Origin of the sequence: Limnobaculum parvum, from assembly GCF_003096015.2 — a bacterium.
GTDB classification, from domain to species: Bacteria; Pseudomonadota; Gammaproteobacteria; order Enterobacterales; family Enterobacteriaceae; genus Limnobaculum; species Limnobaculum parvum.
In genome coordinates, this window is sequence record NZ_CP029185.2 from 1,150,001 (window position 1) to 1,171,527 (window position 21,527).

At 44.7% G+C, this 21,527-nt stretch carries 18 protein-coding genes, 2 tRNA genes and 2 rRNA genes (1 of these 22 cut by a window edge); 13 read left to right on the forward strand and 9 right to left on the reverse strand.

The annotated features are described in order from the left end of the window. From HYN51_RS04525 to HYN51_RS04540, 4 genes are all read left to right on the forward strand, one after another. Nucleotides 1-2,632 (forward strand): 23S ribosomal RNA (locus tag HYN51_RS04525); it begins 274 nt to the left of the window's first position. A 122-nt stretch (nucleotides 2,633-2,754) separates the two neighbouring features. Next, nucleotides 2,755-2,870, forward strand: a 5S ribosomal RNA gene (gene rrf / locus HYN51_RS04530). Nucleotides 2,871-3,058: 188 nt separating this feature from the next. After that, nucleotides 3,059-3,135 (forward strand) — tRNA-Asp (locus tag HYN51_RS04535). Nucleotides 3,136-3,368: 233 nt separating this feature from the next. Then, nucleotides 3,369-4,157 carry an endonuclease/exonuclease/phosphatase family protein gene (locus HYN51_RS04540; RefSeq protein WP_108901746.1) on the forward strand — a complete coding sequence of 263 codons (789 nt, stop codon included), beginning with the start codon at nucleotides 3,369-3,371 and terminating at the stop codon, nucleotides 4,155-4,157. Nucleotides 4,158-4,179: 22 nt separating this feature from the next. Here the strand turns inward: HYN51_RS04540 and mltD are convergent, their stop codons facing one another. Both mltD and gloB read right to left on the reverse strand, forming a co-directional pair. Next, nucleotides 4,180-5,724 (reverse strand): murein transglycosylase D, encoded by a 1,545-nt coding sequence (gene mltD / locus HYN51_RS04545; protein WP_108901747.1) that lies wholly within the window; start codon nucleotides 5,722-5,724, stop codon nucleotides 4,180-4,182. Between the two features lie 74 nt (nucleotides 5,725-5,798). Next, the gene (gloB, locus tag HYN51_RS04550; RefSeq protein ID WP_108901748.1) at nucleotides 5,799-6,554 is read right to left on the reverse strand and encodes a hydroxyacylglutathione hydrolase; all 756 of its coding nucleotides are present in this window, start codon (nucleotides 6,552-6,554) and stop codon (nucleotides 5,799-5,801) included. Between the two features lie 48 nt (nucleotides 6,555-6,602). Here gloB and HYN51_RS04555 point away from each other — a divergent pair, with 48 nt between their 5' ends. Continuing rightward, complete coding sequence (locus tag HYN51_RS04555; RefSeq protein WP_108901749.1) at nucleotides 6,603-7,325, forward strand: class I SAM-dependent methyltransferase; 723 nt, start codon at nucleotides 6,603-6,605, stop codon at nucleotides 7,323-7,325. Nucleotides 7,326-7,334: 9 nt separating this feature from the next. Here the strand turns inward: HYN51_RS04555 and rnhA are convergent, their stop codons facing one another. Next, a complete protein-coding gene (rnhA, locus tag HYN51_RS04560) occupies nucleotides 7,335-7,805 on the reverse strand; it encodes a ribonuclease HI (RefSeq protein WP_108901750.1) in 471 nt (156 codons plus the stop codon). Nucleotides 7,806-7,853: 48 nt separating this feature from the next. Here rnhA and dnaQ point away from each other — a divergent pair, with 48 nt between their 5' ends. From dnaQ to HYN51_RS04580, 4 genes are all read left to right on the forward strand, one after another. Further along, entirely contained in the window at nucleotides 7,854-8,618 is a 765-nt protein-coding gene (dnaQ, locus tag HYN51_RS04565) for a DNA polymerase III subunit epsilon (protein WP_108901751.1), read from the forward strand. Between the two features lie 115 nt (nucleotides 8,619-8,733). Further along, a tRNA-Asp gene (locus tag HYN51_RS04570) sits at nucleotides 8,734-8,810 on the forward strand. A gap of 404 nt (nucleotides 8,811-9,214) precedes the next feature. Beyond that, a complete protein-coding gene (lpcA, locus tag HYN51_RS04575; RefSeq protein ID WP_108901752.1) occupies nucleotides 9,215-9,793 on the forward strand; it encodes a D-sedoheptulose 7-phosphate isomerase in 579 nt (192 codons plus the stop codon). Nucleotides 9,794-9,833: 40 nt separating this feature from the next. Continuing rightward, nucleotides 9,834-10,601, forward strand: a complete 768-nt coding sequence (locus HYN51_RS04580; RefSeq protein ID WP_108901753.1) for a class II glutamine amidotransferase — start codon at nucleotides 9,834-9,836, stop codon at nucleotides 10,599-10,601. 6 nt (nucleotides 10,602-10,607) lie between these two features. Here the strand turns inward: HYN51_RS04580 and HYN51_RS04585 are convergent, their stop codons facing one another. Then, a complete protein-coding gene (locus tag HYN51_RS04585; RefSeq protein WP_157952986.1) occupies nucleotides 10,608-11,351 on the reverse strand; it encodes a L,D-transpeptidase family protein in 744 nt (247 codons plus the stop codon). A gap of 290 nt (nucleotides 11,352-11,641) precedes the next feature. Then, nucleotides 11,642-12,412 carry a L,D-transpeptidase family protein gene (locus HYN51_RS04590; protein ID WP_108901755.1) on the reverse strand — a complete coding sequence of 257 codons (771 nt, stop codon included), beginning with the start codon at nucleotides 12,410-12,412 and terminating at the stop codon, nucleotides 11,642-11,644. Between the two features lie 197 nt (nucleotides 12,413-12,609). Here HYN51_RS04590 and HYN51_RS04595 point away from each other — a divergent pair, with 197 nt between their 5' ends. Together HYN51_RS04595 and dinB are read left to right on the forward strand one after the other, a co-directional pair. Next, nucleotides 12,610-13,611, forward strand: coding sequence for an FAD:protein FMN transferase (locus HYN51_RS04595; protein ID WP_108902162.1), 1,002 nt, complete (start codon nucleotides 12,610-12,612; stop codon nucleotides 13,609-13,611). Nucleotides 13,612-13,688: 77 nt separating this feature from the next. Beyond that, complete coding sequence (gene dinB / locus HYN51_RS04600; RefSeq protein WP_108901756.1) at nucleotides 13,689-14,744, forward strand: DNA polymerase IV; 1,056 nt, start codon at nucleotides 13,689-13,691, stop codon at nucleotides 14,742-14,744. 97 nt (nucleotides 14,745-14,841) lie between these two features. Here dinB and HYN51_RS04605 read toward each other — a convergent pair whose 3' ends face one another. After that, on the reverse strand, nucleotides 14,842-16,302 hold the full coding sequence (locus tag HYN51_RS04605) for an aminoacyl-histidine dipeptidase (RefSeq protein WP_108901757.1): 1,461 nt from the start codon (nucleotides 16,300-16,302) through the stop codon (nucleotides 14,842-14,844). Nucleotides 16,303-16,666: 364 nt separating this feature from the next. Here HYN51_RS04605 and HYN51_RS04610 point away from each other — a divergent pair, with 364 nt between their 5' ends. Beyond that, entirely contained in the window at nucleotides 16,667-17,110 is a 444-nt protein-coding gene (locus tag HYN51_RS04610) for a glutathione peroxidase (protein WP_230514048.1), read from the forward strand. 151 nt (nucleotides 17,111-17,261) lie between these two features. After that, on the forward strand, nucleotides 17,262-17,720 hold the full coding sequence (gpt, locus tag HYN51_RS04615; protein ID WP_108901759.1) for a xanthine phosphoribosyltransferase: 459 nt from the start codon (nucleotides 17,262-17,264) through the stop codon (nucleotides 17,718-17,720). A 62-nt stretch (nucleotides 17,721-17,782) separates the two neighbouring features. On the opposite strand, the gene HYN51_RS04620 is transcribed toward gpt, so the two are convergent. Genes HYN51_RS04620 through HYN51_RS04630 form a run of 3 tightly spaced genes read right to left on the reverse strand, consistent with a single transcriptional unit; the run spans nucleotide 17,783 to nucleotide 21,517 of the window. After that, the gene (locus tag HYN51_RS04620) at nucleotides 17,783-17,992 is read right to left on the reverse strand and encodes an RraA family protein (RefSeq protein ID WP_108901760.1); all 210 of its coding nucleotides are present in this window, start codon (nucleotides 17,990-17,992) and stop codon (nucleotides 17,783-17,785) included. A gap of 13 nt (nucleotides 17,993-18,005) precedes the next feature. Next, nucleotides 18,006-18,998, reverse strand: coding sequence for a Csu type fimbrial protein (locus tag HYN51_RS04625; RefSeq protein ID WP_192878450.1), 993 nt, complete (start codon nucleotides 18,996-18,998; stop codon nucleotides 18,006-18,008). Then, nucleotides 18,995-21,517 carry a fimbria/pilus outer membrane usher protein gene (locus HYN51_RS04630; RefSeq protein WP_230514019.1) on the reverse strand — a complete coding sequence of 841 codons (2,523 nt, stop codon included), beginning with the start codon at nucleotides 21,515-21,517 and terminating at the stop codon, nucleotides 18,995-18,997. Before HYN51_RS04630 ends, HYN51_RS04625 begins: the two co-directional genes overlap by 4 nt. Nucleotides 21,518-21,527: the final 10 nt, after the last annotated feature.

The window sequence follows — 21,527 nt, forward strand, 5'->3', positions numbered from 1 at the left end:
CTGAATCAGTTTGTGTGTTAGTGGAAGCGTCTGGAAAGTCGCACGGAACAGGGTGATAGTCCCGTACACCAAAATGCACAAGTTGTGAGTTCGATGAGTAAGGCGGGACACGTGACATCCTGTCTGAATATGGGGGGACCATCCTCCAAGGCTAAATACTCCTGACTGACCGATAGTGAACCAGTACCGTGAGGGAAAGGCGAAAAGAACCCCGGCGAGGGGAGTGAAATAGAACCTGAAACCGTGTACGTACAAGCAGTGGGAGCCTACTTTGTTGGGTGACTGCGTACCTTTTGTATAATGGGTCAGCGACTTATATTTTGTAGCAAGGTTAACCGAATAGGGGAGCCGTAGGGAAACCGAGTCTTAACTGGGCGTCAAGTTGCAAGGTATAGACCCGAAACCCGGTGATCTAGCCATGGGCAGGTTGAAGGTTGGGTAACACTAACTGGAGGACCGAACCGACTAATGTTGAAAAATTAGCGGATGACTTGTGGCTGGGGGTGAAAGGCCAATCAAACCGGGAGATAGCTGGTTCTCCCCGAAAGCTATTTAGGTAGCGCCTCGTGAACTCATCTTCGGGGGTAGAGCACTGTTTCGACTAGGGGTCCATCCCGGATTACCAACTCGATGCAAACTCCGAATACCGAAGAATGTTATCACGGGAGACACACGGCGGGTGCTAACGTCCGTCGTGAAGAGGGAAACAACCCAGACCGCCAGCTAAGGTCCCAAAGTCATGGTTAAGTGGGAAACGATGTGGGAAGGCATAGACAGCCAGGATGTTGGCTTAGAAGCAGCCATCATTTAAAGAAAGCGTAATAGCTCACTGGTCGAGTCGGCCTGCGCGGAAGATGTAACGGGGCTAAACCATGCACCGAAGCTGCGGCAGCGATACGAAAGTATTGTTGGGTAGGGGAGCGTTCTGTAAGCCTGTGAAGCTGGACTGTGAGGTCTGGTGGAGGTATCAGAAGTGCGAATGCTGACATAAGTAACGATAAAGCGGGTGAAAAGCCCGCTCGCCGGAAGACCAAGGGTTCCTGTCCAACGTTAATCGGGGCAGGGTGAGTCGACCCCTAAGGCGAGGCCGAAAGGCGTAGTCGATGGGAAACAGGTTAATATTCCTGTACTTGGTGTTACTGCGAAGGGGGGACGAAGAAGGCTAGGCTATCCGGGCGACGGTTGTCCCGGTTTAAGCGTGTAGGTGGGTCGATTAGGTAAATCCGGTTGACTATTAACACTGAGGCGTGATGACGAGCCACTACGGTGGTGAAGTAGTTGATGCCCTGCTTCCAGGAAAAGCCTCTAAGCTCCAGGTAACATTAAATCGTACCCCAAACCGACACAGGTGGTCAGGTAGAGAATACTCAGGCGCTTGAGAGAACTCGGGTGAAGGAACTAGGCAAAATGGTGCCGTAACTTCGGGAGAAGGCACGCTGACGTTAGGTGAAGAGACTTGCTCTCGGAGCTGAAGTCAGTCGAAGATACCAGCTGGCTGCAACTGTTTATTAAAAACACAGCACTGTGCAAACACGAAAGTGGACGTATACGGTGTGACGCCTGCCCGGTGCTGGAAGGTTAATTGATGGGGTTAGCGTAAGCGAAGCTCTTGATCGAAGCCCCAGTAAACGGCGGCCGTAACTATAACGGTCCTAAGGTAGCGAAATTCCTTGTCGGGTAAGTTCCGACCTGCACGAATGGCGTAATGATGGCCAGGCTGTCTCCACCCGAGACTCAGTGAAATTGAACTCGCAGTGAAGATGCTGTGTACCCGCGGCAAGACGGAAAGACCCCGTGAACCTTTACTATAGCTTGACACTGAACATTGAGCCTTGATGTGTAGGATAGGTGGGAGGCTTAGAAGCGTGGACGCCAGTCTGCGTGGAGCCAACCTTGAAATACCACCCTTTAATGTTTGATGTTCTAACTTTGACCCGTTATCCGGGTTGAGGACAGTGTCTGGTGGGTAGTTTGACTGGGGCGGTCTCCTCCCAAAGAGTAACGGAGGAGCACGAAGGTTAGCTAATCACGGTCGGACATCGTGAGGTTAGTGCAATGGCATAAGCTAGCTTGACTGCGAGAGTGACGGCTCGAGCAGGTACGAAAGTAGGTCATAGTGATCCGGTGGTTCTGAATGGAAGGGCCATCGCTCAACGGATAAAAGGTACTCCGGGGATAACAGGCTGATACCGCCCAAGAGTTCATATCGACGGCGGTGTTTGGCACCTCGATGTCGGCTCATCACATCCTGGGGCTGAAGTAGGTCCCAAGGGTACGGCTGTTCGCCGTTTAAAGTGGTACGCGAGCTGGGTTTAGAACGTCGTGAGACAGTTCGGTCCCTATCTGCCGTGGGCGTTGGAAGATTGAGAGGGGTTGCTCCTAGTACGAGAGGACCGGAGTGAACGCACCACTGGTGTTCGGGTTGTCATGCCAATGGCATTGCCCGGTAGCTACGTGCGGAAAAGATAACCGCTGAAAGCATCTAAGCGGGAAACTTGCCTCGAGATGAGTCTTCCCTTGGACCTTGAGTCCACTGAAGGAACGTTAAAGACTATGACGTTGATAGGTCGGGTGTGTAAGCGTAGCGATACGTTGAGCTAACCGATACTAATGAACCGTGAGACTTAACCTTACAACACCGAAGGTGTTTTGATGAGAGAGACGAATTTAAATTTCAGCGAATGTTCAGGATTGGAATGGATGGTTGTGCGGGATAGCGATATCGGAGTACAACGGTTCATGAAACGGAATATGCCTGGCGGCGATAGCGCGGTGGTCCCACCTGACCCCATGCCGAACTCAGAAGTGAAACGCCGTAGCGCCGATGGTAGTGTGGGGCTTCCCCATGCGAGAGTAGGGAACTGCCAGGCTTTAAATTAGATGTAAGCAGTGATAGTAGGGCCGTTCTCTACTCGAGAGAGAGTAGGACAAACTCGCGAAGCGGGTTTGAACAACGCAAAGCGTTGGCCCGAAGGGTGAATGATGCAGTCATTCATAAACTGCCAGGCTTTAAATTAGTAACTATCAGAATAAGTTCTGGTAGGGAAAAAGAATCGGTGGAGCGGTAGTTCAGTTGGTTAGAATACCTGCCTGTCACGCAGGGGGTCGCGGGTTCGAGTCCCGTCCGTTCCGCCACTTATTTATGAAAGGCCTGCTTATGCAGGCCTTTTTGTTATGGGCATTTCACCACAATAAATTTATTTAGCATGCTATGATTAGCATCATGACTAATCTTTACGTTTTTATTCTCTGTTTACCATTGAGTTTCTTCCACTTAATCCCTATAACAATCTAAAGCATCCGTTTATTGAGACGTAAATTCGGATTTGTCATTGCAGGGACTGCATTTTTAACCATAGGCTTTAACTGTGCGAAAAAAAAATTTTGCAATAAGGTATTCAGCCGGTTCGCCTGCAGAGCGTATTTTTCCCGGAATTATAGGCGAGCTAAGTCAAACCATCGCGCCATTGCAGGCGTTACCGACTAATGGTGCGCTAAGCGTTATGGTTTGGAATATCTTTAAGCAACAGCGGGCAAATTGGCTGAATGTGCTTAAAAAGTATGGTCTGGAAAGTCAGTTGGTTTTGTTGCAGGAAGCACAGACAACCCCAGAGCTAATTCATTTTGCTACATCTAATTATTTAGCGGCGGATCAAGTTCCAGCCATTGTTATGCCCCAATACTCTTCAGGTGTTATGACGCTGGCTTCAGCTAACCCAATCTATTGCTGCCCACTGCGGGAAAGAGAACCCTTATTGCGGCTGTCCAAATCGGCTTTGGTAACGGTATATCCGCTGGATGATGGAAGGCAGTTGATGGTGGCTAATATTCATGCTGTTAATTTCAGTCTTGGTGTTGATATCTATCAACAGCAGTTGAAACCTATTGGAGAGCAGATCTTACAGCATAAAGGTCCGGTAATATTAGCCGGTGATTTTAATGCCTGGAGCAGACAGCGGCTGCGTTCGCTGTATCGGTTTTCTACATTAACTGGATTACAGGAAGTTCGCTTCTCTCATGACTGGCGGAAGAAGGCATTTGGTCGACCGTTGGATTTTATCTTTTATCGAGGACTACAGGTGGAAGAGGCTTCTGTATTGGTGACGCAGGCCTCGGATCATAATCCACTTTTGGTAAGATTCCACGCCAACCCATAATCGATTGGCGTGGAGAGGTTTATTAGCGCTTATATAATGTCAGCGTATTGCCAGGTTGGAGCCGATTAGTTGTTACTTTGTTATTCCACTTCAGCACATCATTAATATTTACATTATGGCGCTTTGCTATGCTGGCTAACGAGTCACCTTTGCGAATGCGATAGGTAATGCTGCTGTTATTATTTTTAGCGCCGTTACTCTTGGTGTTGCTAGTTTTACTACCCGTCGCATTGCTGACTAGTTGCAATGATTGACCGGTCTTCAGCTTGCTGTTTCTGCCAAGGTTATTCCAGCTTTGAATATCGCTGGATTTGATATTTTGGCGTTTAGCAATAGAAGCCAGAGTGTCTCCTGCTCGTACAGTATATTTAACTTTTGGCACAGACCGACTATTGCTACTTGCGATTTGGGTTTGCTGGGTAGCAATCTGATTAATATATTCGCTGGAAATAGGTAACGTGATGACTTGACCAGCACTAACCTGAGCAGTCAGATTATTTGCCTGACGGATAGAATCAGGGGTAATACCATAGCGTCTGGCCAATACCTCAATGGTTTCACCGTTAACGACTTTATGTTCACCCCAATTAACCAGATTAATATCACCATTGCTTAATGATTCTTCCAGCTGTTTAGCATTAGAAGCAGGTAGCATAATGACATGGGGGCCATCGGGTGAGGTAACATTGTGCTTATAACCCGCATTATATGTTTGCAGTTTGGTTAGTGGCACGCCTGACATTTTAGCCACCTGAGCCAATTCAATTTGCTGACCAACTTCAACGCGGGTTAGGGCGCGGTCTATATTACTGCTTGGCAGCGACAGAGCATAGCGCTTGTTATGCTTAACCATATCGCTCAATGCAAGCAACTTAGGAACATAGAGCTGGGTTTCACGCGGTAAATTCAGTGACCAATAGTCAGTAGGTAATCCTTGAGCTTCATTTTCCTTAATGGCACGCATAACTCTGCCTTCACCACAGTTATATGCGGCGATCGCCTGTAACCAGTCGCCTTCAAACGTGATATTAAGACGTTCCAGCATATCCAGTGCAGCCGTTGTTGATTCAGTAACGTCACGGCGTCCGTCATACCATTTATCTTGCTTCAGGCCATAGTAACGGCCCGTAGTAGGAATAAATTGCCATATGCCTGCAGCACTGGCCGATGAGGTGGCGTGGGGATTAAAAGCGCTCTCCACGATAGGTAGCAGCACCAGTTCCATCGGCAAATGACGTTCTTTAATTTGACTGATGATCAGGTACATATACGGTTCAGCCCGTAATGTTACATTTTGGAGATAGCTTATGTTATTGAGATAATACTCTTTTTGTTCACGGATACGCTCGTTATCCGGAATGCTCATTTCCAGCCCTTCACTGACGACTTGCCACAGCTCTCTTTCTGTTTGACCATCAGGGCCCATTAGCCAGTTGAGATCGCCTGCTGCAGCGAGGCTATTGGCTGAAGGAGGATTCTTATTGCTTGCAGATTGGGAGACATCCTTATTTGATGTCTGGCAACCGACAAGTAATACAGAAACAAATAAGATTGCTTTTGCCTTCATGTATATCAATTATCATCGTTGATTAAAAGTCGACCGATAATACTTTGGCTGGCCAAATAACTCAATCAAAAGCGTTAATAATTGTCTTTCATCTTTCTTAATTGCTTAAAAACTTGCCAAGGTTGTATAGTTGGATCATCTATACCTAACTTTCTTTTTAAATCAACCTGATGACATTTAAGGAATAGGTTGATTGTTCTCTCAAGTTTAAGCTCTGTTGGCACAGAAGGCTGGCCTTTTGACCTTATATCTATCGTATATTTCAAATGTGTTTCTATTTCGATATTTTCTGGCAAAACGTAGTTTGCAAAACGTAAATTTGAAATTGTATATTCGTGAGCACAGCATACTTTTGTTGCATCGGGTAGGGCTGCTAGTTTCTGTATCGATTGATACATCTGTTCTGGTGTACCTTCAAAAATTCGCCCACATCCGGCAGAAAAGAGTGTGTCCCCGCAAAATAGATAAGGGGCACAATAGAATGCTACATGTCCTGCAGTATGGCCGGGGACATCAATTACATTAAAGTGGATGCCGTTGATATCGATATTATCGCCTTCTTTGACGATAAACTGCGCCCCTTTACTCTGAGTTTCCTGTGGGCCATAAACTTTCAGTTTTGGGTAATGTCTAACTAACTCAGAGACACCGCCTGTATGATCGTTGTGATGGTGGGTCAGAAAAATTGCAGTGGGCGTTATTTGTTGTTGTTCCAACTGTTGGATAACCGGTAAGGCTTCACCTGGGTCGACGATAATACCTGCTTGTTCTTTGGTGGTTAGAAGCCAAATGTAATTGTCTTGAAAAGCGGGAATACTGATAAGATGCATGATGGTCCCCTGATGATTAAATTCATATTATAAAAGAGATAATACTTCATGAGAGCTGCCCGGATAGAGAATATTGTAACATCGCCAGCATCTTGGAATGAGTTATCTTATGGTAATAGCTACCGTCGTGCTCTGGAACAGCAGTTGGAGCCTTGGTGGCCAAAATTATTTGGTCTTCACTTGCTGAAACTGGGAAATCTTAGCGTTGAAATTGATACCTGCAAATGTCAAATCACTCACCATGTTAACGCTTCTGAGTCAGGTAGTAATCTTCAGGTATATGCAGATAGCTTGAACCTTCCCTTTTTAGATAAATCATTCGATGCTTGTCTGTTGGCTGGCACTTTAGCCTATTCGGAAGATCCACACCGTATTTTACGTGAAGTTGATAGAGTTCTGATTGATGACGGTTGGTTGATTGTGAGCGGATTTAATCCTTTTAGTCTGGTTGGCGCAGGTAAGATGATTCCGGTGATAAGGAAAAAGCATCCTTATACCAGCAGAATGTTCACCAGAATGCGTATGGTTGATTGGTTCAGCCTGCTTAACTATGAAGTGTTGCATCATGCAAGTTTTCAGAATATGCCCTGGAATGGTCTGTGCGGAGGTTTTTTAAGCTTACATATTCCAGTATTTGGTTGTCAGACCCTGATTGTTGCCCGTAAGCGAACCATTCCGTTAACGTTAAATCCACTGTTGGTTTTTAAAAAGCAGTTTAGTGTGAGATCTGGAGCCGTCGGGGCGACTAAAAATATGCATAATGGTGATTAGCCATTACGCTTATTTATTTTCAGGGGCGTAGCCTTCATCGGTTAAGGTCGGTTGTTCAGCAGCGGTACGAGCAAGTTGATCACAGCGCTCGTTTTCTTCGTGTCCTGCATGGCCTTTAACCCAGTGCCATTCAACGTTGTGGCGAATAATTGCTTGATCGAGACGTTGCCATAAGTCGACGTTTTTGACTGGTTTTTTGTCCGCAGTTTTCCAGCCGCGTTTTTTCCAGTTATGGATCCAACTCATGATCCCTTGTCGTACATATTGACTATCTGTACTGAGAGAAACCTGACAAGAGGCCGTCAAGGATTCCAGAGCAGTAATTGCTGCTAACAATTCCATACGGTTATTGGTGGTAAGGAAATATCCAGCACTGAGGGTTTTTTCATGTTGTTTATAGCGTAAAATAGCACCATAGCCTCCCGGTCCTGGATTTCCCAAGCAAGAGCCATCGGTGAAAATCTCTACCTGCTTAAGCATATCTGGTAGACTCGTCATTAAAGTTTAAAACGGTAAGTCTGACACAAAATGGAATCAATAAGCACTGAAATTACACGACAGATTGTTCTTGATACCGAAACCACCGGTATGAACATGGTTGGTGTTCACTATGAAGGTCACCGAATTATTGAAATAGGCGCGGTTGAAGTGATTAATCGCCGTTTGACCGGTAGACACTTTCATGTGTACATCAAGCCTGACCGTCTGGTAGATCCTGAAGCTTATGGTGTTCACGGTATCAGCGATGAGTTTCTGGCAGATAAGCCAACGTTTGCTGAAGTTGCCGATGATTTCTTTAATTTTATCAATGGCGCAGAGTTGGTTATTCATAACGCATCGTTCGACGTTGGCTTTATGGATCATGAATTTCGCATGCTGCGTAGCGATTACCCCAAAGTAGAGTCATTTTGCACGATTACTGACTCATTAATGATGGCCCGTAAGATGTTCCCGGGCAAACGAAATAGTTTGGACGCGCTCTGTAGTCGGCTGGATATAGATAATAGCCGTAGAACATTACACGGCGCTTTACTGGATGCGGAGATATTAGCCGAAGTTTATCTCACCATGACTGGTGGGCAAACTTCTCTATCATTCTCTATGGAAGGGGAAACTCAATCTCAGAACCGGGGCGCAGAAATTCAGCGCGTAATACGTGCTGAAAGTGCATTAAAAGTTATTTATGCGAATGAGGCTGAAGTTGAAGCGCATGAGGCCCGTTTGGATCTGATTAGTAAGAAGGGTGGTAGCTGTCTTTGGCGTCCTGCGGTAGATGGAGAGACGGTAAATTAATCATTTATAAGCGCCTCGTTGAATTTATGTGCAGTTGAATCTGTTTTTGTAAAAATTCGTTGACTCGCGACACGGGGAACTTTAATATCGTCACGCTTTCCTATGAAAGCAATGTGGAGCGGTAGTTCAGTTGGTTAGAATACCTGCCTGTCACGCAGGGGGTCGCGGGTTCGAGTCCCGTCCGTTCCGCCACTAATTTCAATCCCTTGAGTTAAATACTCAGGGGATTTTTTTTATTTGTGGTTTTTGTTTTTTATTCTGTTTATACCGTGGTTTCTATTCTCTCTCATCTTCCTGTAGATTAATCCGATAGCCTACTATCGTTTCGCTGGTCTCATCATCTTCATAGTCTGTGTACCACATAGCGGATATTGGCGATGATTATGGGCGCTTTTCCATCCGTTCTGTTATTACTGATAATCAGGACGGAAAATCGACAACAACGAGTACGTATGTATAACTTAACGCATTCCTAAATAGGCAGAAAACAGACTATTTGCATGGAAGATAGTGCTTATTGCACTTTTCGCTGCTATTGCTATCCGTTACACTGACCGAAACTGATTCACTACACTTTATCTACAACGAGGTTTTTCATGTATCAGGATTTAATCCGCAGCGAGCTGGATGAAGCGGCTCAGGTATTACAAAAGTTCCTCAGCGACGACGCTAACATTGAATCTGTACAGCGCGCAGCCCTGCTACTCGCTGATTCGTTTAAAGCGGGTGGTAAGGTACTTTCTTGTGGTAACGGCGGTTCCCATTGTGATGCGATGCATTTTGCCGAGGAGTTAACCGGACGCTATCGTGAAAACCGCCCTGGCTATCCCGCTATTGCCATTTCCGATCCCAGCCATATTTCCTGTGTTAGTAATGACTTTGGTTATGATTACGTTTTTTCTCGCTATTTGGAAGCGGTTGGGCGAGAAGGGGATGTGTTGTTTGGTCTATCTACCTCTGGCAATTCAGCCAATATATTGAGGGCCATTGATGCGGCTCGAGAAAAAGGCATGAAAGTTATTGTATTAACCGGAAAAGATGGCGGAAAAATGGATGGCTTGGCAGATGTTGAGATTCGAGTTCCTCATTTTGGCTATGCGGACCGTATCCAAGAAGTACATATTAAAGTTATCCATATTCTAATGCTGTTAGTTGAAAAAGAGATGGCAAAATAGCTCGCTCTGATGAGTGTTTGAGTTTTGATGGGAGGTCGGTATGTGTGAATTACTTGGGATGAGTGCCAACGTGCCGACCGATATCTGTTTCAGCTTTACCGGGTTGATACAGCGCGGTGGTCGTACTGGCCCACATAAAGATGGCTGGGGTATTACCTTCTATGAAGGAAAAGGATGCCGAACTTTTCGCGATCCGCAACCTAGCTATAATTCACCGATTGCTAAATTGGTGCAAGAGTACCCGATTAAGTCATGCGCGGTTATTTCCCATATTCGCCAGGCCAATCGGGGAGCGGTAGCGTTGGAAAATACTCACCCATTTACACGTGAACTTTGGGGGCGTAATTGGACCTTTGCCCACAACGGTCAATTGAACGGTTACCGGAGTCTGAAAACGCCAGACTTTCAGCCGATTGGTGAAACTGACAGTGAGTATGCATTTTGCTGGATTTTACAGCAACTTAAGCAGCGTTATCCACGTCGGCCATCTAACTGGCCTGCGGTATTTCGTTTTATTGCCTCTTGTGCTGACCAATTAAGGAAGAAGGGGGTATTCAACATGCTGCTTTCTGATGGTCATTATGTCATGGCATATTGTTCAACTAACCTGTACTGGCTAACTCGGCGGGCGCCTTTTGGTAAAGCAACATTATTAGATGAAGATGTGGAGATCGACTTTCAGCGTGAAACCACACCAAACGATATTGTTACTCTAATTGCGACCCAACCATTAACGGGAAATGAACAGTGGCAAAAAATCCCTGAAGGAGAATTTGCCCTGTTTCATTTTGGTGAACGTATTATTTAACTGCTCTTAACGAGAGAAAGGATTCGCAGGATTAGTTTTTGGCGGACTGTTGGCCAGTAATCCCTGTGGAGCAAGATTATAACGCCCATTATTGACAATCATATTTGGCGGCTGATGGGTCTTTTCAAAGAAGTCATACCCCGCTTTCAGCTGTTGCCAGAACTCATAATGTACGGAGTGGGTGTAGCTCTTTAATTTGTCATTAGTCATACGGAATGGGAATATGTTGACTTCTACCTGAGGTTGCCCATTAATCAGCGCATACTCAATGAATTGATAAATCTCGGAAATCTGTTGGTCATTCATGGCATAACAGCCAGTAGATACACAATCACCGTGCACCATCAGATGCTTTCCAGTAAATCCGTGCTCCTGATCATATTGATTAGGATAACCCAGATTGAGTGAACGATAGAATTTGCTGTTTGGGTTCAGGCCTTGCATTGTCACCTGATAAAAACCTTCAGGGCTTTTAAAGTCGCCTTGATAATGTTTAGGCCCAAGTCCTCCAGAATAGTTACAGATAGGGTAGGACTGTACTAACTGATAAGCACCCTGATTTTTAACAAACAGCTCCAGAACTTTGTCTTCTTTAATTATGCGAACATAAACTGGTAAACCCAGTAGCCGCTGTTTTTCTGGTTGCATAGTAGATTGTTGTTCAGTCAGCGGCTGAACAGACTGCGCATTTGAATAGAACGACACTGGCGACAGCAGTAATACGCTGAGCATGAATAGAGATTTGCTCATTTTTCTTCCCGTTGTTAAAAACATATATCCGTGGCTAATTAAATTAAACTTGTTGTATTTATAGTCTATTTTATGACGAAGTAGTGTAAGTCAGATAATAAAAAAGAATAATTATTTTTATGGTAAACGATCGTTTTGTGTGGTGCTGAAGGAAGCTGGTTTTTGGAAGAAAGATTAACTTAGTAAATGTTATTTTAACAATATGATATTACTATAATTATATCCAATAACTGAACGGTCAGAAGTACAAGACTATTTTTCTGACCGTTTAGATTTGTGTCATCTCTTTTTTAGCGATAGCTAAATTTACCAATATATTCCTCAGTATTTCTGGGGACATTATTAGCATACATGTGCTGTGTTTGTGGTAATGCGGGTCCAGTCAGCGCATAACGACCATCCACGACAGAAATATTTGGGGGTTGATGGGTATCCTCAAAATAGTCATAGCCCACTTTTAACTGCTGCCAGAAATCCTGATTCTCGGATCCTTGATGACGACGCATATTTTCGTTAGTCATGCGGAACGGGAAAATATTGATATTCACATGCTGTTGACCATTTTTCATTGCAGCTTCGACAAATTGGTAAATTTCAGCAATCTGTTCATCGGTCATCGCATAACAGCCTACTGATACACAGGCACCATGTATCATTAGATAGTTGCCAGTGAAACCATGGGCTCTGTCATACTGGTTAGGGTAACCAATATTAAATGCGCGATAATATTTACTATTAGGATTCAAACTATTGGCGGTTATTTGATAGAATCCTTCCGGACTTTTATAATCACCCTGACGCTTTTTAGGACCTAATCCACCTGAATAACTACATATTAAATAAGTTCTAATGTGTTGATAGCTATTTTTGGTTTTAACAAATAGCTCTAGTTTATGTTCTTCCTTAATAATACGTATATATACTGGAAGGCCCAATAGTCGTTGTTTTTCTGATGGCGCGATAGCTTGCTTAGTTGTCGGTACTGCCTGTGATTCTGCGGTTGAATAAAAGGATACTGATGACAATAACAATACGCTGAGCAGAAATAAGTATTTGCTCATTTGTTTCCCTGTTGTTAATTATATAAACTTACCTGTTAATAAAATATAAATTGATGTTATTTTGATCAATTTATTTTCGGTTAGTGTAATTGGAATCAGTCTGAATAAATAATATTTTTATATAACAATGTGTGAATTTTTGTTTTTATAATATTTATATTAAGGTGGGTGTTTTGAATATTATCTCTAATTCATTGATGCGGTTATTACTTTTTATAACGGTGTTTTATATTTCAGGATGTGAACCTCAACAGTTTGCCATTAATGGTAAAACGATGGGGACTTATTATTCGATAAAATATATAGAGCACTCAGGAGCCCCTAAAGGTGCTGAATTACAAAAGCAAATTGACGTCTTATTAGAAAATGTAAATAACCAGATGTCCACCTATCGACCAGAATCTGAATTAAGTCGATTTAATCAATACCGCAATATTAATCAGGTTTTTCCTGTTTCTGCGGCAACGGTAAAGGTGATCAATGAAGCTAGGCGAATAAATCAACTTACTCAAGGTGCTTTGGATATTAGCGTTGGGCCTTTGGTTAATCTTTGGGGATTTGGGCCAGAAAAGCATAAAGATCAGATCCCCTCAAATGCAGAACTACAGCAGCGCAAAGCCTGGGTAGGCATGAATAAGTTAAAAGTCGAAGGTAATGGTCTGATAAAGGAGATACCTGAGCTTTATCTCGATCTTTCTGCGATTGCTAAAGGATATGGCGTGGATGTGGTGGCAGAGTATCTGGAATCAGTAGGAATTAGCAGCTATCTGGTAGATATTGGCGGTGAGGTGCGAACCAAGGGACAAAACGATCGTCAACAACCTTGGCGTATTGCCATTGAGAAGCCCATTGCAGGCATAGAACAGACGGTGCAGGAAGTGATTACTCCTGGCGATATGTCTGTTGCTACCTCAGGAAATTATCGCAATTATTTTGAAATCGATGGTGTTCGTTATTCCCATACCATTGATCCACGGACCGGCTGGCCTGTTTCCAATGAAATAGTATCAGTGACGGTGTTAAGCCCGTCCTGCATGACGGCTGACGGATTTTCAACGGCTATTGGCGTTTTAGGGCTGGAGAAGGGTATGGCACTGGCAGAACAACTGCAATTACCGGTGATGATAGTTACCCAGTCAGGATCGGGTTTTATTGAGCATTATTCTGAGACATTTAAGCAAAAAATAATAACTCCTTGATTCCCTAAGGCACATTTTTCTTGAGTGATAGGTTTTTATTCTGTATATTTATACAGTATTTTTGGTGAGGGTATGACGTGCGTAAAATCATACATATCGATATGGATTGTTTTTATGCCGCTGTAGAAATGCGGGACGATCCTTCGTTGGTGAATATGCCTATGGCTGTTGGTGGCCGTAGGGAGCAGCGCGGCGTTATCAGCACAGCTAACTATATTGCCCGCCGCTATGGTGTTCATAGTGCTATGCCGGTAGCTCAGGCACTGAAATTATGTCCTCACCTTAAGGTCTTGCCTGGGCGAATGGAGGTATATAAAGATATCTCCAGACAAATTCAGCGTATATTTCAACGTTACACCTCTGTTATTGAGCCACTTTCATTGGATGAAGCCTATCTAGACGTTACCGATTGTCCAATGTTTAATGGTTCTGCCACGTTAATTGCACAAGATATCCGAGCCACTATCTATCAAGAGCTGAAGCTGACGGCATCTGCTGGGGTAGCATCCATCAAGTTTCTGGCGAAAATAGCATCGGATATTAATAAGCCTAACGGTCAGTTTGTTATTGCACCCGATCGAATAGGGGAGTTTTTATCGGATCTTCCCTTGACCAAAATATCTGGCGTTGGTGCGGTAACCGGGAAAAAGCTGGCGGATTTAGGTTTGTATACTTGCAAAGATGTTCAGGCGTTTGATTTAGCCACCTTACTTAATCGATTTGGCAAGTTTGGCAGAATTCTGCATGAACGTTGTAATGGCATCGACCATCGGGAAGTGTGTAGCGATCGGCAGCGTAAATCTATCGGTGTGGAAACAACCTTATCAGAAGATATTCACGATTGGCAAAGCTGCTTGGGTGTCATCGAACGACTGTATCTGGAACTAGAACGCCGCTTGAGCAATGTCAGGCCTGATTTGCGTATTGCCCGGCAGGGAGTAAAGCTGAAGTTTAACGATTTTCAGCTAACGACTCAGGAGCATGTCTGGCAGCGGCTTGATCGAAGTGACCTGTTAACCGTTGCTGAACGGGTCTGGCAGGAACGACGCCAGAATCGGGGTGTCAGGCTGGTTGGCTTACATGTTACGCTGGTGGATCCTCAGATAGAAAAACAGTTGGCGCTATTTTCGTAACTTTCAGATAGGTGATGCAAACCACAGAGAAGATTGATTTCAATTCAGGCAAAAAAATAACGGCGGAAAATCCGCCGTTATTTTTACATCATAGGCATTAATTGCGTTCTGGAACGGATTTCAGTACCTGAGTCAGCAACTGCCAGTAGCGACCAACGCTGGTAATATGGACTTGTTCATCAGGCGAGTGCGCGCCAGTGATGGTTGGTCCAATAGAAACCATATCCATTTCAGGATATGGGCGCTTAAACAGCCCACACTCGAGACCTGCGTGGATCACCATAATATGAGGCGTAGCGTCGAACAGCTTTTTATAGCTCTCGCGTACCAAATTCATCACCGGTGAGTCAGGATCTGGCTGCCAGCCAGGGTAGCCGCCTTTCGCATCAACTTCAGCACCGGCTAATTCGCCCAGCGAGGTCAGCACTTCAACCACATATTCTTTACCACTGTCGATTAACGAACGGATCAGATAGACAATCTGAGCATGATCCTGCTCGGTACTCACTACGCCAACGTTCAGGGAGGTTTCTACTACCCCCTTGACGGAGTCACTCATACGAACCACACCGTTAGGGCTAGCATTCATTAAGCCTATCAGACGTGACTGGCTATCCGGCGTCAGGGCTTGTAAGCCACATTCAGTTGATTCAACCTGTAATGCCATATTCTTTTCAACGGCAGCCAGTTCATAATTCAGCAATGCCAGATAATCGGCCCCGGCTTTCCTTAACGCTTCGGCATTAGCCTGTGGCAGGCTTAATACCACGGTTGCTTCACGTGGAATCGCGTTACGCAGGGTTCCGCCATTGAAAGAGAGCAGGCGAATTTGCAGCGCTTGGGCGTGAGTCGTTAGAAAACGCGCCATCAGTTTGTTCGCATTGCCTAAACCCAAGTGGATATCACCGCCAGAGTGACCACCTTTTAACCCCTTTAATGAAAGTTTAAAGATTTGGTTACCTGAGGGTACTGCTTCACGCGTCAGGGGCAATGTTGTAATACAGTCTACGCCGCCAGCGCAGCCCATATAAATTTCACCTTCGGTTTCAGAGTCGGTGTTAATCAGAATTTCACTTTGTAGCCAGTTTGGTTGTAGGCCGAAAGCGCCATCCATGCCGGTTTCTTCGGTCATGGTTAACAGAACTTCAATCGGACCGTGCGTTAATGTGTCATCGGATAACACTGCCAGAGCGGATGCCATACCAATACCATTATCGGCACCCAGTGTCGTACCACGTGCTTTTAACCATTGGCCGTCTACGTAGGTTTGAATAGGGTCTTTTTCGAAATCGTGCTCGGTATCATTATTCTTTTGTGGAACCATATCCAGATGAGCCTGTAAAACTACAGACTTGCGATTTTCCATGCCTGGCGTGGCTGGTTTACGGATCAGTATATTGCCGACAGCGTCGCGTTCAGCGTGCAGTTTTTTTTCCTTCGCCCAGTTAACAATGTATTGCGCTAAGGCTTCTTCATGTTTAGATGGATGGGGAATTGAGCAAATTTTTGCGAAATGTTGCCATAGATGCTGTGGCGAAAGTTGAGCTAAATCAGACACGATAAGTCTCCTGTAACAATCTTTTGGTCAGCGGCGAGAAATGCCGATGCTGTTATCAATAAGATTCGGGTAGCAATAACATGGTTTTTAAAATTTCTTCTACAACAGAATAACATTGAAAGCGTAGAATTTGGCGTGTATATCGTGTTGTTTGTCTATATTTTACTCTTTTCCTACTGTATACGGGGAATAGGGTAGAATATTAACCGTTGCCAGGCGGGAACAATGGCTGTTTTAGTCTGGGCCGTTGAAAAGAACGTTTATTCACTATAATAGATGTTAAACAACAGACTGACTGGAGAACCTCGTGCCGACTCAATTATTTTCTATTTCACTGGTTAACATCCACGGTGACGTCAATATCATGGGTGATTTTGCTGCGAAAGCCATCCTAGTGGTTAATACGGCAAGCGAATGTGGCTTTACTCCGCAATATGAGGAGTTGGAACAGCTGTGGCAACGTTATAAATCTCAGGGATTGATGATATTGGGATTTCCCTGCAATCAGTTTGGTCAGCAGGAAAAGGGGAGCGATCAGGATATTGAAGCTTTTTGTCAGCTTAATTATGGCGTTAGTTTTCCTCTGTTTGCCAAAATTGAAGTAAATGGCTCTGGAACACACCCTTTATTTCGTTATCTAAAGTCACAGGCTCCGGGTCTGCTGGGACATCAGGCGATTAAATGGAATTTTACCAAATTTCTGATTAGCGATGAGGGTCGCAAAGTAGAACGCTTTGCCCCCATGACAAAACCGCTGGCGTTGGAGGATAAAATAGTCCAAATACTGGCGACTTCCCCAACAGATTAACCTGATTGAACCAATGTGCGTTTGGATCAATTAGTTTATTTTTCTCTAATATAACCGCTGGTTTTTATCGGCGCGTCTCTTTATAATCGGCTGCAACTTTTTTCCCCTGATTAATTAGAAGCCATTATTTACTGGCTGGGATTCGATTTATATGAGCGAAAAATACGTCGTCACTTGGGATATGTTGCAAATTGAAGCCCGTAAGCTTGCCCGTCGCTTACTGCCGAAAGAACAATGGAAAGGTATCATTGCAGTGAGTCGTGGCGGTTTAGTACCTGCTGCGTTACTGGCTCGCGAATTAAGCATTCGTTATGTTGATACCGTTTGCATCTCCAGCTATGACCATGATAATCAGCGTGAAATGAAAATTTTGAAGCGTGCTGAAGGTGATGGTGAAGGCTTTATTGTGATCGACGATTTAGTGGATACCGGTAGTACCGCTAAAGCTATTCGCGATATGTATCCAAAAGCTCACTTTGTGACTATTTTCGCTAAACCCGCAGGTAAGCCGCTGGTGGATGACTATGTGGTTGATATTCCACAGGACACCTGGATTGAGCAGCCGTGGGATATGGGCGTCGCATTTGTGAAGCCGATTGGCGATTGCTGATTGTCATTCTCTGATACAAAGCCCGGTAAATACCGGGCTTTGTTGTTTTTAGGCTATGGCAATCAGGCTGGATTGAGAATGACAATACCGTCGTCGTCAGCATAGAGACAATCCCCTTCTTGGATTATCTGACCGGCAAATTCGGCTGGTTCTCCCGTTGTTCCTTCTGACCTTTGGATTGAACGTAGTGGGTGCCAACCATTGTTAATCAGGTTGGCTGCCAGATCCCCGAACAGCGTACAGCAGACACTTCCTCCGCCGTCAACGACCAAAGCCTATTGTGTCTTAATATTCCACGACGAACTGGACGGTATCACTATAACTACCCGCAGGTTGCGCGGGTTGATTTGGGTTAACAATAGCTGAATAGGTCAGGCTTTGACTCATTCCATTGCCGGAGCCAGACAGTTTGGATAGGCTATTCCAAACCGTTGTATTATCTGGATAATAAATATTGTATTGCAAAAAATTGCTTCCCGACCCTTTCATCTGTCGCCACGGGTCGCTGTAGTTATCCCCGTTACTGAAATAAGTTTTATAGGGTGTTTGAGCGGAGCAGGTCAATGTCACCGTATTGTTAGTTTTTGCTGGAAACTGATCGACAAAAGCGCTGCTGCCAAAGTTAATATCCGTTGTGGTGTTGATTTGACAATCTTTAGTCACAATCAGTTTTATTTGAATCGTGCTGGTGCCTTCGTCAGGAAGAGATAGGCTGATGCAGGCACCTAACAGGTTAGCCAGACACATTTTTGAATACCAGTAGATAGTCACCGTATCCGTATAAGTGCCAGCGGGAATATTTTGCTGTGGGGTAGTTTTGGTATAAATGGTGGTAGAACCCCCTAATCCAACGACCAGTAGATTAAGTATATTAAGACCTCCAGCCCCATAGTTTACGCTTTGGTCCTTAATAAAAGGATAACTGGTTGTGTTATCGGCATACAGCGTATAAGGAATTTTAGCGCCAGGAATTTGGGTGTTAACCAGATTCATATTATTGGTGGTGGTTTTCAATGTTCCGGTTAATACGCTACCGGATAATAAGTCGATGCTCAGCCCTGAACAGGAAACGCCTCCTGGGCCCGAGGTACTTAGCCCGTTGGCGCTATTCACGTTGAATGAGCTGGTAGTGCCAAGATCTTCTGCGGTAGGGCTGGCGGTAATCCTACAGGTAGCGGCCTGCACGGGAGACACCATCAGTAAAACAAACAGGCATATGCACAAAATAATATGATGAGTTAACGCTGACGAGCCTCGTTGGCTGCGGATGTTCTTCATGGTTTTCCTTCTTCTGAACACACCAGTGTATTTAGCGTAATGACCCCTTTGGGCTCTGGTATTGGTAACGTAAAGTGAACGTAACATTGAGCACGGTTGTCTGCTCGTTGAACCACTAAATTGTTTTCCGCGGCAATATTTTCTAGATAGGAATCACCATCCCAACCGACATAACTCACATTATCCTGACCGTTTAAATAGATAATACTCCCCCTTGGAAGTGGAGTACCGCTGGTATCCACCAGCGTCAGGGTGGCTGGTAGGATTTTGCTGACTGGAAATTCAATAATGGTTCCGCTGCTTTGTTTAACCGAACGGTATTGTTCAACCATTGGGACTTTTACATCCGCAGGAAGGCCAATTGGGTCAATTTCATATTTACCGTGGGTGTATGAAGTCACCGTTGGGATGAGTAAGTATCCGTTGCTATCAGTTTTTCCCAGCGGTTGGTTTTCATAACGTACCGGAATATCTGGATAGCCCGTGGTTGAAATTAATGCAAAGGAGTCACTAATGGTTCTGGATGCGTAGACGTTTTGTTTTATGGCAACCAATGAACCGCTGACTTCTCCCCAATAGGTTTGTTGGTCACTGCCATAAATGCCACCTTGAAGGCGCATTTTTCGTGCAGAAAGGTCTAGACTGGCCTGTTTGTAATCCGTCTGACCGGAAGGATTTTTAGCATAGGAGATATTCCAACCTAGTCCACCATCGGTGGGGGCTGCCCGATTATAGTTAGCCTGATGTGTCCAGTTATTGTTTTCATCACGGCTGGAACTGAGTGAGGCTCCGCCCCAATCCCCTAATGGGATACTTAGAATCACCTGTGCGCTATAACCGGAGGTGCCAATTTCACGGTTAACCGAAGCATACAGACTGCTGTTATTAAACAGGGGAGTACTGTAAGAAAAGTTGATTAACCGAAAGCGATGATTATCCGACTGGTGGATATCAAAATAACCAACGCCGATGGAACCATATCGGTCAAAGGCGGTATTAGCTGTAATTTGGTCAACCTGTTTGTCTAACCGGTAGGTACTTTTATAGCTGGAAAGATCGCCATAATCATCACTACGGATGATTCTCTGAGTATTGATACCAAAATAACGTTGAGTGTAGGAGTAACCAATCGAGCTTTGATGACCACGGAGAGAATGATTTTCAGACAGTGTAATATCTGGCGATAACGAGGGGGGATTTACCACCTCAAATGCGTCTTTTTGTGCATGACTCTGACTGTATGAACTACTTAACACGCCAAAGGCGCCAAGCTTAATATTGGTTCCAACGCCTTCCACATTCAGCCCGCTGGCGCCTTCAGTTCGGCCCTCCAGCGTCATCCAGTCAGTTAAGCCATAGCGTAGGGTGCCGCTGGCCGCATTATTATCATAATCAAAATTTGCTATACCGTAGTTATTACGGATCTTTCCTGCCGACAGGCTAAAATCGCTTAGGCCTTGCTGTAATAACTCACTGGAGACGTAAAACGATACCGACGTATTGACCTGACGACCTAAAGGATCGGTAATCACCACATTGGCATTACCTGCGCCATTAATATAGGGCACAGTTTCAATGGTAAATGGCCCTGGATTAACATTTGAGCTGGAGTATTTATAGCTGTCTATGTAGACATCGACAGCGCTGGGAACTGCGGCCTGTCCGGCGAATTGCGGTAAGGGATAAGTAATTAAATCCGGACGGGTCGAGAAATTACGACCAATCTGTAATCCTCCCAGTCGAATAGAGGTACTCCAAGGAAGAGCATCAGTAATAATGTCACCAACACTGTATTTAAGCATGCGCTTTTCATCGTTGTAGTACCATTTGGTATCGTAACGAAGGTAGCGATTATCAGTACTATTGTTAGTGTCAGAACTCAGGTTCTGGTTGTATATGCCATTATTAGAGAGAACACCGATGGCACCTAATAAACGCTGTTCTGTATAAGCGGAGGCCGCATTGTTTTCCCGATCTCCTGAGTTATGGCTGGCATAGATATCATAGTTAAACAGTAATCCAAGGGTACTTTCTGCCTGCTCAAAGGATTGAGTTTGATAATCTTTTATTTTTTGTTCCGGCAGCCAATCAGACGGTACCGTGATTAACAATTGCTGAGTATTGCTTTCATAGCTGGCTTGCACATCTTTAAGCGTATCGACTTCAACTTCTGGAGAATCGGTAATTTTTTGTGGTAAATCGAGGCGATTAAATGCTTCAGAAGTGATGTAGTAATGGCCCGAGCGATAAGTGACGGGGGTGACATCTTGTGTCTGACGACCATTAATGACAATTTCCAACATGAGTGACATTTCGGGCAGGTCATCACTATCAGAAACCGGATGCGGTGGAGCATCAGCGCTTTCTGATGGCGATGAACCTGCCTCTACTGGATTCGGTTGTACTGCCATTAACAGCAGTGAAACCAGTAGAATATTCAAAGGCAATAAGACCTTATTTAATAGCGTGTCGCGCAGAAACATGCTGGAATCAGGTTCTTTTGCTGTGTTGATCATCATCTCAACAGGC